We start from the raw sequence: 13,353 nt of genomic DNA on the forward strand, positions 1-13,353 counted from the left end.
AGGCGACAAAGCGGCGGCCGGGCAAGTTTTGCCGCGTCTTCACGCAAGGTTCGTCAAGGAATTTACAGGTTTTGGCCGGATTTTCGCGGATGATTTACCGGATTTACAGGCCTGGGCCGGTTTGCACTCCGCCCGCTTTGCAAAGTGGTGTTTGCTGCAGAATATTCCGGAAAGCCGCCACGGGATTGCAAACTTGCAAATCCACGCGCAGCGTGTCCGGGTCAGCCGCCGGGAATCACCCGCCTGAGGATTTGGCATAGCGGGGCAGGCTGTCTTTCAGCTCCAGCCAGCTCACATGGTCGGAATGGAACACATGGAATTTGGGCGGCATCTGGCTGGGGCTTTCCAGCGTCGCGGTATAAAGGTGGATGTTCACCGGATCGCGGGCCGTGCGATAGGCCATCTGGGTGCCGCAGGCGCCGCAGAACAACCGCTGTACCCCCTCAGACGAATTGTAGACCTTCGGTTCCGCACCGGACCATTCCACCGCCTCATGCGGCAGCCCGAAAAACGCGGTGACAGGTGCCGCGCAATTGCGGCGGCAATCGGCGCAGTGGCAGTAGCAGCTCCAGGCCGCCTCGGCCTGGCTCTCCCAATGCACTGCGCCGCAGTGGCAATGCCCTCTCATATCCGGCCTCCCTGGACGGGCGGCCAGCAAATGGGGCCGCCGGGGTTAACCGTAGTGCGCCACCGGCGTGCCGGCAATGGCAGCCATGTTCAGCAGCCCGCGGGCGGTGATTGAGGGGGAGACGATATGGGCGCGGTTGCCCATGCCCATCAGGATCGGCCCGACCTCCAGCCCGCCGGCCCGCATCTTGAGAATGTTGCGCACACCTGAGGCCGCATCGGCATGGGCGAAGATCAGCACATTCGCCGAGCCCTCCAGCCGCGAATTGGGGAAGATCCGCGCCCGCAGTTCCGGGTCCAGCGCGGTGTCGATGTTCATCTCACCCTCGTAGGCAAAGTCGCGGCGCTTGTCGTCGAGGATCTGCAGCGCGTCCCGCAGGCGGCTGCCGGTGTCGCAGGCGATATTGCCGAACTGCGACTGCGAGCACAGCGCAATCTTCGGCTCGATCCCGAAACGGCGCACGTGGCGGGCCGCACCGATTACGGTTTCGGCAATCTGCTCCGGCGCCGGTTCGATCCGCACATGGGTGTCGGCAATGAACAGGGGGCCGTCCTCCAGGATCATCATCGACAGCGCCCCGTGCGGGGAATAGCTGTTGCCGCCCAGAACCTGCTGCACATAGTTCAGGTGCCAGCGGTATTCGCCGAAGGTGCCGCAGATTAGGCTGTCCGCCTCGCCGCGGTGCACCATGATGGCACCGATCGCGGTGGTGTTTGTGCGCATGATCGCCTTGGCCAGGTCCGGGGTTACCCCGCGGCGCTGCATCACCTTGTGATAGCTGTTCCAATAGTCGTAATAGCGCGGATCGTTTTCCGGGTTCACCAGCTGGAAATCGCGGCCCGGGCGCACGTCCAGCCCCAGCCGCTCGCAACGCCGTTCGATCACCTCGGGGCGGCCGATCAGGATCGGAGTCTCGGTGGTTTCCTCAAGGATGGCCTGTGCGGCGCGCAGCACCCGCTCATCCTCGCCCTCGCTGAATACGATCCGGCGGGCGGCGGCGCGCGCGGCTTCGAACACCGGTTTCATCAGCAGCGCCGACTTGAACACGGTCTGGTTCAGCTTCTGCTTATAGGCCTCGATATTCTCGATCGGCCGGGTTGCCACGCCGCTTTCCATCGCCGCCTGCGCCACGGCCGAAGACACCACGGCCACCAGCCGCGGATCAAACGGTTTCGGGATCAGGTAGTCGGCGCCGAAGGTCAGCTGCTCGCCCTTGTAGGCCGCCGCGGCCTCGGCCGAGGTGGTGGCGCGGGCCAGCTCCGCAATGCCGTCGACGCAGGCGATTTGCATCTCGTCATTGATCTCGGTCGCGCCCACATCCAGGGCCCCGCGAAAGATGAACGGGAAGCACAGCACGTTGTTGACCTGATTGGGGAAATCGCTGCGGCCGGTGGCGATGATCGCCTCGGGCGCCACTTTTCGCGCGGCCTCCGGCATGATCTCCGGCGTCGGGTTGGCGAGTGCAAAGATGATCGGACGCTCCGCCATCTTGGCCACCATTTCCGGCTTCAGCACATTGGGGCCGGACAGGCCCAGGAACAGATCGGCGCCGTCCATCACCTCATCCAGCGCGCGCAGTTCAGAGGCCTGGGCAAACGCCGCCTTCTGCGGGTTCATGTCCTCTTCGCGGCCCTCATAAACCAGTCCGTGGATGTCGCACAGCCAGATGTTTTCGCGCTTCACGCCCAGCTTCACCAGCATGTTGAGGCAAGCAATGCCCGCCGCGCCGCCGCCGGTGGAGACGATTTTGATCTCCTCAAACGACTTTCCGGCCACATGCAGGGCGTTCTTGGCCGCAGCACCCACGACAATTGCAGTGCCGTGCTGGTCGTCGTGGAAGACCGGGATGTTCATCCGTTCGCGGCACAGCTTCTCGACCACAAAGCAGTCCGGCGCCTTGATGTCTTCCAGATTAATGGCGCCGAACGTCGGCTCCAGCGAGCAGACGATATCAGCCAGCTTCTCCGGATCGCTTTCGTTCACCTCGATGTCGAAACAATCGATGCCTGCAAAATTCTTGAAAAGGACCGCTTTGCCCTCCATCACCGGCTTGGATGCCAGCGCGCCGATGTTGCCCAGTCCCAGAACCGCAGAGCCGTTGGACACAACCGCAACCAGATTCCCGCGGGAGGTATAACGGGCGGCGTTGGCCGCATCCGCTTTGATCTCGGTGCAGGCCTCCGCCACGCCGGGCGAATAAGCGCGGGCCAGATCGCGCCCGTTTGCCATCGGCTTGGTCGCACGGATCTCCAGCTTACCGGGGCGGGGAAACTCGTGATAGTTGAGTGCGGCTTGGCGCAGGTTCTGTGAATCGGACATCTGGCGCTCCTCGGGAAGGGTATTGTTTAGTGTTAAACCATTTTTTCTGCCGGAAACATAGCCCAAACTGACGCAAACGGACGCGGCGGCAGTGCGGGCGGCGGGTTCTTGCATAAACCCTGCCGCAGGCTCACTCTCCTGCCAATAGAACAGGGAGTGCAAGATGAGCGAGACAGTCGCCGAGTTCCGTCTGCCAACGGATGAACTGCGTAATGATATTCCATTTTATACCAAGGTCTTGGGTATGAAGATGGATATGATCTATCCGGCGGATGATCCGAGTGTTGCGGTGTTTTCCGGCCACGGCCTGCGGCTGCGGGTTGAAAAAGGGGCGCAGGAAAGCCCCGGCACAATCCGCATTCTGACTGAAGATCCTGATGGATTTGCCGAAGGCCAGCGCCGCCTGACCGCGCCCAACGGCACGAAGATCGAGATTGAGGAGCGCCATCCGCCAATGGTGATGCCGGAGACGGTGCACAGCTTCGTGGTCCGCCGTCTCAAGGATCAGGCCCCGTGGATCATCGGCCGCGCAGGCATGCACTACCGCGACCTGGTGCCGGACCGGCTGGGCGGGTCGATCATCGCCAGCCACATCCGCATCCCCGACGGCGGCCCGGTGCCGGACATGGTGCATTTCCACCGGGTCGGGTTCCAGCTGATCTTCTGCATTCACGGCTGGGTCGATGTGGTTTACGAGGATCAGGGCGAAAAGATGCGTCTGACCGCGGGCGACTGTTTCATCCAGCCGCCGGAAATCCGCCACCGGGTGCTGGAGGCCAGCGACAACGTGCAGGTGATCGAGATCGGCGTCCCGGCCGAGCATGTGACCGAGATCGACCACGAGATGACGCTGCCCACGCCGCACTGCCGCCCTGAACGGGAATGGCAGGGCCAGCGGTTTGTCTACAATAAGGCGGAGGGGGCAGAATGGGTGCCGTTCCGCCTGCCGGGCTACATCTGCCGTGACACCACGATTGCGGATAACACCAAGGGTGTCGCGGGCGTGCAGGTGGTGCGCCGGGGGGAGGGCGATCCGCAATGGGCCGCGCATGACACCGACATTCACTTCACCTTTGTGATGAACGGCGAGGTGACGCTGGAGGGCGAGGGGCGCGAACCCTGCAGGCTGGAGCAAGGCGACGCCTTTGTGATCCCACCGGGCATGAAGACGCGCCTCAACGCGCCGTCTGATGATGTGGAGTTGCTGGAGGTGACGCTTCCGGGGGTGTTTAACACCACATTGGCCTGAGCAAAGAACTGCATCCCGGGGGCTTCCGCTCCCCGGAGCAATTCAGCTATCCTGCGGCATCTTGACCAAATGATCAAAAATCGGGGAATCGCCATGAGCCTCAGAACCGCCGCCGCCGCCGTTCGCGAAAACGCCCACGCGCCTTATTCCAACTTCAAGGTCGGCGCCGCTATACGTTCCGCTTCCGGCCAGATCTATGTGGGTTGCAACGTCGAAAACGTCGCTTATCCAGAAGGCACCTGTGCCGAGGCCGGCGCCATCGCCTCCATGGTGGCTGCGGGGGAGAAAGAACTGGCGGAGGTCTATGTGATCGCCGACTGCCCGACCCCGATCACGCCCTGCGGCGGCTGCCGCCAGAAGATCAAGGAATTCGCCGGCAGCGATGTGAAGGTCATCATGGCCACCACCGATGGCGATGAACAGGAAACCACCGTCGGTGACCTGCTGCCCGGCGCTTTTGACGCGGACCATATGGAGCGTACCTGATGGACGCCCGCGCCATCAATGCAACGCTCAGGCGCGGTGAAACACCCGGCGAGGACGCGCTGCGCTGGTTTGCCGAAGGCCTGGCCAGCGGCGCAGTGTCGGACGCCCAGGCCGGGGCTTTTGCCATGGCGGTCTGCTTGCAGGGCCTGAGCGTTGAGGGCCGCCGCGCCCTGACGCTGGCCATGCGCGACACCGGCGAGGTGCTGACCTGGGATCTGGACGGCCCGGTGCTGGACAAGCACTCGACCGGCGGTGTGGGCGATTGCGTGTCGCTGCTGCTGGCGCCGGCGCTGGCGGCCTGCGGCGCCTATGTGCCGATGATTTCCGGCCGCGGGCTCGGCCACACCGGCGGCACGCTGGACAAGCTTGAGGCAATCCCCGGTGTCTCCACCAGCGTCAGTGAAGACCACCTGCGCCGGATGATGCGGGACATGGGGTGTGCCATCGTTGGTGCCACCGCGCAGATTGCGCCTGCGGACAAGCGGCTCTATGCGATCCGCGACGTGACCGCGACGGTGGAAAGCCTCGACCTTATCACTGCCTCGATCCTCTCCAAGAAACTGGCCGCCTCCCCGGATGCGCTGGTGCTGGACGTCAAGATCGGCTCCGGCGCCTTCATGAAGACCGCCGATGACGCCCGCGCGCTGGCGCAGTCGCTGTGCGATACGGCCAATGCCGCGGGCTGCAAGACCTCCGCGCTGATCACCGACATGAACCAGCCGCTGGCACCAGCCCTCGGCAACGCGCTGGAAGTGGCTGAGGTGATGCGGGTGCTGACCCGCGGCGCATCCGGACCGCTGGCAGAGATCACCGCAATTCTGGGCGGCGAACTCCTTGCCCACGCGGGCCTTGCCGCGGATGCAGATGACGGCGCGGCAAAGATTACCGCAACCCTCACCGATGGCCGCGCGGCTGAGCGCTTTGCCAAGATGATCGCGGCCATGGGCGGACCTGCGGACTTTGCCAAGAAATGGCCGGATCACCTGCCCGGCGCGGAAGTGGTGCGGGAGGTGAGGGCGCCCTCAGGGGGGTATGTCTCCGCCATGAACGGCGAGGCGCTTGGCCTGGCGGTTGTCGCCCTCGGCGGCGGCCGGATGGTTGAGAGCGACAAGATCCATCCCGGTGTCGGCATCTCTGGCATTGTCCGCCTGGGCCGGCAGGTCGGGGCAGGGGACGCTCTTGCCCGTATCCACGCCGCCAGCGATGATGCAGCAGACATGGCAGAGGCCGCCTTCCTGGCAGCCATCGCCATCGGCGAAGCGCCGGACACTCTGCCGCCGCTGGTTCACGAAAGGATCTCCTGATGCCCCGTGCCTTCCTTGTGGTGATGGACTCCGCCGGTATCGGCGGCGCGCCGGATGCCGGCACTTTCTTCAACGGCGATCTGCCGGACCTGGGTGCCAACACGCTGGCCCATATCACCCAAGCCTGTGCTGCCGGGCAGGCGGAGGACGGCCGCAGCGGTCCGTTGCATGTCCCGAACATGGAGCGCCTTGGCCTAGGTGCCGCCATGCGGCTGGCGTCCTCTGTCCCGTTCCCGGGATTGGACACGAAACCGCAGGGCCGCTGGGGCTGCGCCCGCGAGCTCAGCCGCGGCAAGGACACGCCGTCGGGCCATTGGGAGCTGGCAGGCCTGCCGGTGCCCTGGGACTGGCACTACTTCCCCGATCAGGCGCCGTCCTTTCCCGATGACCTGGCCGCCTTTGTCGCGGAGCAGGCGGGTACCGGCGGCATCCTTGGCAATTGCCACGCCTCCGGCACGGTGATCCTCGATGATCTGGGCGCCGAACACATGCGCACCGGACGGCCGATCTGCTATACCTCCGCAGACAGTGTCTTCCAGATCGCCGCGCATGAGGAGACCTTTGGCCTCGACCGCCTGCTGGCCCTGTGCGAGGCCATTGCTCCGCGGCTGCACGCCATGAAAGTGGGCCGGGTCATCGCGCGCCCGTTCCTGGGCTCGGCAGAGGAGGGCTTTACCCGCACCACCAACCGCCGTGATTTCGCAATCACACCTCCGGCGCCGGTTCTGACCAACTGGGTGCAGGACGCTGGCGGCAAGGTCCACGCCATTGGTAAAATCGGCGACATCTTCTCCATGACCGGTATCGATACCCTGAAAAAAGGCTCTGATGCCAAGCTGATGCAGCATCTGTTCGATGCGGTTGAAACGGCGGAGGACGGCAGCCTGACCTTCGCCAATTTCGTCGAGTTCGACACCATGCACGGCCACACCCGCGACATCTCCGGCTATGCCCGGGCGCTGGAATGGTTCGACGCGGAACTGGGCCGCCTGCTGCCGCAACTGCGCCCGGATGACATGCTGCTGCTGACCGCCGATCACGGCAATGATCCCAGCTGGCCCGGCACCGACCACACCCGCGAGCAGGTGCCGGTGCTGATCGCCGGGCTTGACGCGGGCACCATCGGGCAGATCAAATTCGCCGATGTGGCGGCCTCCATCGCTGCCCATCTGGACGTCCCGGCCCACGGCCCCGGCAAGAGCTTTCTTTGACTCCATGGTCAAAACACGCTTGCCTGCCGCGGCCAAGCCCGTAAAAGCGCGGAAAGCCAAACCATAGGAGTGCCCCATGACCGACCACCTGACCGTTGTTGATCACCCGCTTGTTCAGCACAAGCTGACCTTGATGCGGGACAAGGGCACCTCCACCGCGGGGTTCCGCCGCCTGCTGCGCGAGATTACCCAGCTGCTGGCCTATGAAATCACCCGCGAAATGCCGCTGACCACGACCAATATCGAAACCCCGATGGAGGAAATGGACGCGCCGATCCTTGCGGGCAAGAAACTGGCGCTGGTGTCGATCCTGCGTGCGGGCAACGGCATGCTGGACGGTGTGCTGGAACTGATCCCGTCGGCCCGTGTCGGCTTTGTCGGCCTCTACCGCGACGAGGAAACCCTGGAGCCGGTTCAGTATTACTTCAAGGCGCCGGAAGGATTGAAGGACCGGCTGGTGATTGCCGTGGACCCGATGCTGGCCACCGGCAACAGCTCCGCCGCTGCGATTGATCTTCTGAAAGAGGCCGGCGCCAACAACATCCGTTTCCTGTGCCTGCTGGCCTCGCCCGAGGGTGTGGCGCGGATGAAGGAAACGCATCCGGATGTGCCGATCGTTACGGCCTCTCTGGACCGGGAACTGAACAAAAAGGGGTATATCCTGCCCGGCCTCGGCGATGCGGGCGACCGTATGTTCGGCACCAAGTGATTTCCCAGGCGCCAAGGCGGAGCAGAACCGCCTTGGCCCGCTCTTAGCCGGACCGTCAGTGAATTGGCCCCAATTCGCGCAAAATTTGCTGGGCTGAGGACTTATTGTTGCCGCGGAATCTTTACTCGCTGGCCAGCTTCGGGCATCCTGCAGCCATATGTTGTGGGGCTCAGGAATGAAAATAACTAGAATTATTGCACTGGCCATCATCGCGGGGACTGCAGGCACTGCAGGGATACAGGCACAAACCCTGCGTGACACCAGACCACCCGCGGAATACCCGCCTGCCTCGTTCAAGGGCAAGCAATACGTTGACAGCCGCGGCTGTGTTTTTATCCGTGCAGGGATTGACGGAAATGTCGCGTGGGTTCCGCGGGTCACCCGGTCCCGCAAGCAGCTCTGCGGCTTCGCACCGACCAGGCTTTCCGGCACCACCCGGCAGCCACCCGCAGCCGCGGCCCCGGAACTGATCACGCTGGAACCCGGCCAGCAGCCCGGCCAATCCGCGGCAGCCAAGCCGGCACCCCGGTCTGCGGCTTCGGCACCCGCTGCCAGCGTACCGCCCAAAACCGTCACAACCGCCAAGCCGCGCCGCACTCCGCAAGCCGCCTCTGCCAATCCTGCCGCCGTTGCGGCAGTTCCTGCAGCACCCAGGCCCGCTCCCCAAAAAACCTTGCGGGTGGCGCCGAAACCCGCGCCGGCCCCTGCTGCTGCCGTGCAGAAACCGGCAGGCGGTGAGGCCTGCAAAGGCCTTTCCGACATCAGCCGCCAGTATACCAATTCCTCCGGCGTGCGCTGCGGCCCGCAGGACGAGGCGCCTGTCAGCTATGGCGGGCCGCAATCCTCGGTAAAGCTGACACCGAACACCCGCGTGGTGCAAAAGCACATCTACCAGGACCGCCGCCTCAGCAACAGTTTCACCGTGCCCAAGGGCTACCGCCCGGTCTGGACCGACGGGCGGCTGAATCCGCAGCGGGCGGTGCGGACGGCGCGGCCCGCTGCGGTGACCGGCTTTGCCAAGGCACCCGCAGGATATGAGGCGGTGGAACGCGAAGACGGGCGCATGAACCCGCTGCGCGGAGGCCGCACTGCAGAAGGGGAGGCGCAGATGGCGCGGATCTGGAGCAATGGCGTGCCGCGCAAACTGGTGCAGCTTCCGCTGGACCGCAGGGTTGTCAAACTGCCGCGCGAGGCGCGCCGCAGTCCGGCTGAGGCGCGGCCCATGGGCTTGCAACTGTCCACCCGCTCCGCGCCCGGGGCCGCAGCGCCTGCGCAACCCGCCTCGGCACGGCGCTATGTGCGCGCTGCCACCTATGCGGATGCAAGCCAGGCAATGGCCGCGGCCCGCAGGCTGGCCGCCACAGGCCTGACAGTCCGGCTGGGCACTGTCAGCCGCAGGGGGCGGCCTTACAAGGTGGTTCTGGCAGGACCCTACCGCGATAGCACTCAGGCGGCGGCCGCCTTAGCCAAAACGCAGGCCGCGGGGTTCAGCGGCGCTCGTCTCAGCAAGTAACACAGCCGGCACGGCAGGCGCGGAAAGGCCGGGTTGCAGCCTGGCCTTTTACCTTTTCGAGGCTGTCCCGTGCCCGCGGCCAGCCCAAGCAGGCGACCGGGGGGGCGGGCTTAGCCGCAAATGTTCTGCAACTGCACCCAGTCGCGGTCGTTCAGCACAGGCTCCAGCTCGCGGCCGGCCATCGGATCTGCCTCGATCAGCCCCAGCACCGATTCACCGGTGATGTCGAGCGCATAGGCATAAGGGGAGGAGGGCAGGGCCGCCCGGGCAAACTCCGCCAGCAGCACCTCATCGGGCAGCTGAAGACGGGGGCTGGCCAGCGTCGCCTCGGAATAGGCATCGACCGAGGTACGGTCCAACTCGCCAGTGGTCAGGAACTTGATTGTGGACAGGAAGCTACCGGCCTCCAGAAGCTCAGACATAGGGTCATGGGTATCGGAACGGACACGTTCTGCCAGAATGGCGCCTGCGGCAACCGCGGGATCCTCAAAATCTTCCACGAAGGAGCGGTTCAGCAGTACGATGCCGCCGGGCAGGTTCAGGCTGCCGGGGATGCCGGACCGCAATATGGCCAGCTGCCGGACGCCGGTGCGCTGTGCCAGCTTCTTCAGGATCGGCACAGCCTCCGGCGTCGCGCAGGCCGGGCCGGAAACCCGCTCGATCCGCCCCAAGAGAGCCTGGCCAATGGCCTTGCGCTTGACATCCGGCACCACGCTGACCGCATGGCGGGTCACAGCACCCGGCAGCCACAGCACCAGCAGCGCCAGCACCAGCGCCAAGGTGCCCAGGATGCTGACCGCCCGCAGCCGCCCGGGCCGTGCCCGCGACCTGCCAATGGCATTTTGAACTTTTGCGATGGCATCCAGCATCGCGGTTTCATCCTCCGCCAGTTCCAGCGTTTCGCCGGGATCGCCGTCAGGGTGGAACAGGGCAGGAAATACACCCGGATTGGCACGCTCCACCGCTGCCAGCGACCAATGCGCCAGCGGCCGGTCGTTCATGCTGGCAATCGTCAGCGTCGCGTCGCCCAGTGAAACAATCACATCGCGCCTTTGCGCCTGCGCATCAGCGCGCCACAGGCCCGCGGCCTCCAGCCGCTCGAATTCCTTCAATGCTGTCATGCAGCCCGCCCCGGCCCCCATGCTTATCGTTGGTGCCAGAATAATCACATAAAACAGGGGCGGCAATTTGCTTTGCCGCCCCGGATGCAGTTTCCCCGTGAATTGTCACAGGTTTTTGGCGATTTTCCTCAATTCGAACTTCTGGATCTTACCGGTGGAGGTCTTGGGCAGCTCCTGAAACACCACTTTCTTGGGGGCCTTAAAGCCTGCCAGGGTTTCGCGGGTGAAGCTGATCAGTGCCGCCGCGTCCTCCTCGGCGCCGGGCTTCAGCTCGACAAAGGCGCAGGGCACCTCGCCCCATTTCTCGTCCGGCATCGCCGCAACGGCGGCCAGCAGCACATCGGGGTGCGCCATCAGTACGCCCTCCACCTCGACAGAGGAGATATTCTCGCCGCCGGAGATGATGATGTCCTTGGCCCTGTCGGCAATCTGGATGTAGCCGTCCGGGTGCTGCACCGCCAGATCGCCAGAGTTGAAGTAGCCGCCCTTGAAGGCCTCCGCGGTGGCTTCCGGATTCTTCAGATAGCCCTTCATCACCACATTGCCGCGCAGCGCAATCTCCCCCTGGCTCTGGCCGTCCCTGGGCAGCACCTTATGCGCGCTGTCACGCACCACCACAGGTTCCAGCATCGGCATCGCGACACCCTGCCGGGATTTCTTGGCGGCAATCCCGGCCTTGTCCAGATCGTCCCAGTCCTCCGCCTTCCAGTAGCATTCGGTAACATGGCCGAAGGTTTCCGTCAGCCCGTAGACATGGGTGATGTTGAAGCCAAGGTTTTCGATCTTCGACAGGGTTGCAGGGGCGGGCGGGGCGCCGGCGGTGAAAACCTCCACTGTGTGGTCAAAGGTGCGGCGTTCCTCGTCCAGCGCATTGACGATCATGTTCAGCACGATCGGCGCACCGCCGAAATGGGTGACGCCCTCGTAGTGGATGGCATTGTAGATGTTCTGCGCACTGATATCGCGGCAGCACACAAGGGTGCCGCCGACCAGCGGCATCATCCAGGTGTGGTTCCAGCCGTTGCAATGAAACAGCGGCACGATGGTCAGATAAACCGGGTGCAGCACCATCCGCCAGGACACCACTGTGCCCATGGTCATCAGGTAGGCGCCGCGGTGGTGGTAAACCACGCCCTTGGGCCGCCCGGTGGTGCCGGAGGTATAGTTCAGCGCCAGGCTTTCCCATTCATCCTCGGGCAAGATCCACTGGAACTCCGGGTCGCCGCCGGCCAACAGCGCCTCGTATTCCATGTGGCGGCCGGTGGCGTGCCAGGTTGCCTGATCGTCGGCCACTTCGATCAGGATGGGGGCAGGGCCGTCCATCTCCTCGGCGGCTGCCTCTGCCAACTCAATGAACTGCGGATCGACCAGCACCGCTTTGGCTTCGCCGTGCTCGAATATATAGGCGACCGTGCCCATATCCAGCCGGGTGTTGATGGTGTTCAGCACTGCGCCGCAGGCGGGCACGCCGAAATGCGCTTCTGCCTGGGCGGGGATGTTCGGCAGGAGGGTCGCCACCACATCGCCGGACTTCACCCCCAGTTTGACCAGGCCGGAGGCCAGGCGGGTGCAGCGTTCGTGATACTCCGCATAGGTCTTGCGGTGCTTGCCATAGCTGACCGCCAAACGGTCCGGAAACACTTGCACCGCCCGCTGCAGATGGCTGAGCGGCGACAGCGGCACATAATTCGCGGCGGTCTTCTCCAGACCGGTTTCATCCGCCATCCACCCCATCAGTTTCCTCCCCTGAATCACTTTGGTGTCGCTTAGAGAACAGATATTGCGGAAAGTTGCTGCCAATGGGAAGGGGATGAAACAAACAGCAACCCTCGCCCCCGTTGCCGGCAGCCAGCCCGCCGCTGCCCAGTCCATGCTCGCGGCCATGCTGATTATCGGCATCACAGACAATGCCGTGCCGCTGATGGCTGAGACTATCGGACTGGGCCAGTTCTACCTGTTGCGCACATTTGTCGCACTGCCGTTCCTGTTGCTGATGGCGCGGGCAGGGCTGGGCGGCCTCAGCTGCCGCAACTTCGGGGCGGTGCTCTTGCGGGCGGTGCTGGTGGCGGTGTCTATGGTGTTCTATTTCACCGCCGTCGCGCTGATGCCGATTGCCCAGGCGCTGGCCGGGCTGTTCACCTCGCCGATCCTGATCGTGGTGATTTCCGTCCTGTTCCTCAGGATGCGGATCGGCTGGATCCGGATTGCTGCGGTGCTTGGCGGCTTTGCCGGCGTCATGATGGTGTTGCAGCCTGATCCCGCGGCCTTCAACTGGCTGATCCTGGTGCCGGTGGCAGGCGGGCTGTTCTATGCGCTCGGCTCTTTGGCAACCGGCCTCTACTGCCAGGGCGAAAGCACGGTGGCGATGCTGTTCATCTATCTGCTGGTACAAGGCGTGCTGGGTGCGATGCTGCTGTCCGGGCTGGAGATCTGGCCGCAGGACGTGCCTGCCGGTGCGGACGGTTTTGCGGTTCGCGGCTGGGTCTGGCCGCTGTGGGAGATCTCGCACCTGATCCTGCTGCAGGGCTGTGCGGCGGTGGGCGGGGTGTTTCTGATCACCAAGGCCTACCAGCTGGGCGAGGCATCTTATGTCGCTGTGTTTGAATACTCGGTGATGATTGTCGGCCCGGGCGTCGCCTGGGCCTATTGGGGACAGGTGCTGAACATCTGGCAGATGCTGGGGATCGCGCTGATTATTGCCGCCGGCACGACAATCGCGCTGCGCTCCAGATAACAGCGAAGGGGCTCTGCCCCTCTTGGCCCCGGGGGGCCAATTCACCCCGGAGTATTTTCGCAAAGGTGAAAGAGGCTGG

11 protein-coding genes are annotated in these 13,353 nt (G+C 64.2%); 7 read left to right on the plus strand and 4 right to left on the minus strand.

All coding sequences use genetic code 11. The annotated features are described in order from the left end of the window. Positions 1–235: 235 nt before the first annotated feature. Positions 236–628, minus strand: coding sequence for a GFA family protein (locus AC5STB_RS15065; RefSeq protein ID WP_495443623.1), 393 nt, complete (start codon positions 626–628; stop codon positions 236–238). Between the two features lie 45 nt (positions 629–673). Beyond that, on the minus strand, positions 674–2,947 hold the full coding sequence (locus AC5STB_RS15070) for an NADP-dependent malic enzyme (RefSeq protein ID WP_495443624.1): 2,274 nt from the start codon (positions 2,945–2,947) through the stop codon (positions 674–676). 163 nt (positions 2,948–3,110) lie between these two features. On the opposite strand from AC5STB_RS15070, the gene AC5STB_RS15075 reads away from it, so the two are divergent. The 6 genes from AC5STB_RS15075 (at position 3,111) to AC5STB_RS15100 (ending at position 9,419) form a co-directional block, all read left to right on the plus strand. Beyond that, complete coding sequence (locus AC5STB_RS15075) at positions 3,111–4,196, plus strand: cupin domain-containing protein (protein WP_495443625.1); 1,086 nt, start codon at positions 3,111–3,113, stop codon at positions 4,194–4,196. 48 nt (positions 4,197–4,244) lie between these two features. Further along, on the plus strand, positions 4,245–4,682 hold the full coding sequence (locus tag AC5STB_RS15080; protein WP_495444611.1) for a cytidine deaminase: 438 nt from the start codon (positions 4,245–4,247) through the stop codon (positions 4,680–4,682). After that, on the plus strand, positions 4,682–5,986 hold the full coding sequence (locus AC5STB_RS15085; RefSeq protein ID WP_495443626.1) for a thymidine phosphorylase: 1,305 nt from the start codon (positions 4,682–4,684) through the stop codon (positions 5,984–5,986). Before AC5STB_RS15080 ends, AC5STB_RS15085 begins: the two co-directional genes overlap by 1 nt. Beyond that, positions 5,986–7,197 carry a phosphopentomutase gene (locus AC5STB_RS15090; RefSeq protein ID WP_495443627.1) on the plus strand — a complete coding sequence of 404 codons (1,212 nt, stop codon included), beginning with the start codon at positions 5,986–5,988 and terminating at the stop codon, positions 7,195–7,197. The genes AC5STB_RS15085 and AC5STB_RS15090 overlap by 1 nt, the downstream gene beginning before the upstream one ends. Positions 7,198–7,273: 76 nt before the next feature. Further along, positions 7,274–7,906, plus strand: coding sequence for a uracil phosphoribosyltransferase (upp, locus tag AC5STB_RS15095; RefSeq protein ID WP_495443628.1), 633 nt, complete (start codon positions 7,274–7,276; stop codon positions 7,904–7,906). A gap of 715 nt (positions 7,907–8,621) precedes the next feature. Beyond that, complete coding sequence (locus AC5STB_RS15100) at positions 8,622–9,419, plus strand: SPOR domain-containing protein (protein WP_495443629.1); 798 nt, start codon at positions 8,622–8,624, stop codon at positions 9,417–9,419. Between the two features lie 110 nt (positions 9,420–9,529). Here AC5STB_RS15100 and AC5STB_RS15105 read toward each other — a convergent pair whose 3' ends face one another. Then, entirely contained in the window at positions 9,530–10,540 is a 1,011-nt protein-coding gene (locus AC5STB_RS15105; protein ID WP_495443630.1) for a hypothetical protein, read from the minus strand. Between the two features lie 105 nt (positions 10,541–10,645). Next, complete coding sequence (locus AC5STB_RS15110) at positions 10,646–12,274, minus strand: AMP-binding protein (protein ID WP_495443631.1); 1,629 nt, start codon at positions 12,272–12,274, stop codon at positions 10,646–10,648. A gap of 76 nt (positions 12,275–12,350) precedes the next feature. Here AC5STB_RS15110 and AC5STB_RS15115 point away from each other — a divergent pair, with 76 nt between their 5' ends. Continuing rightward, positions 12,351–13,274: a DMT family transporter gene (locus tag AC5STB_RS15115; protein ID WP_495443632.1), complete on the plus strand. Its 924-nt coding sequence runs from the start codon at positions 12,351–12,353 to the stop codon at positions 13,272–13,274. The last annotated feature ends 79 nt before the right edge of the window (positions 13,275–13,353 follow it).

This window comes from Leisingera sp. CC-HEC093, from assembly GCF_059429195.1.

Bases quoted from the DNA above. Each gene is read 5' to 3' on its own strand.
- AC5STB_RS15075 (WP_495443625.1), top strand. From the start codon at position 3,111: ATGAGCGAGACAGTCGCCGAGTTCCGTCTGCCAACGGATGAACTGCGT.
- AC5STB_RS15070 (WP_495443624.1), bottom strand. From the start codon at position 2,947: ATGTCCGATTCACAGAACCTGCGCCAAGCCGCACTCAACTATCACGAG.
- upp (WP_495443628.1), top strand. From the start codon at position 7,274: ATGACCGACCACCTGACCGTTGTTGATCACCCGCTTGTTCAGCACAAG.
- AC5STB_RS15085 (WP_495443626.1), top strand. From the start codon at position 4,682: ATGGACGCCCGCGCCATCAATGCAACGCTCAGGCGCGGTGAAACACCC.
- AC5STB_RS15090 (WP_495443627.1), top strand. From the start codon at position 5,986: ATGCCCCGTGCCTTCCTTGTGGTGATGGACTCCGCCGGTATCGGCGGC.
- AC5STB_RS15110 (WP_495443631.1), bottom strand. From the start codon at position 12,274: ATGGGGTGGATGGCGGATGAAACCGGTCTGGAGAAGACCGCCGCGAAT.
- AC5STB_RS15105 (WP_495443630.1), bottom strand. From the start codon at position 10,540: ATGACAGCATTGAAGGAATTCGAGCGGCTGGAGGCCGCGGGCCTGTGG.
- AC5STB_RS15115 (WP_495443632.1), top strand. From the start codon at position 12,351: ATGAAACAAACAGCAACCCTCGCCCCCGTTGCCGGCAGCCAGCCCGCC.
- AC5STB_RS15065 (WP_495443623.1), bottom strand. From the start codon at position 628: ATGAGAGGGCATTGCCACTGCGGCGCAGTGCATTGGGAGAGCCAGGCC.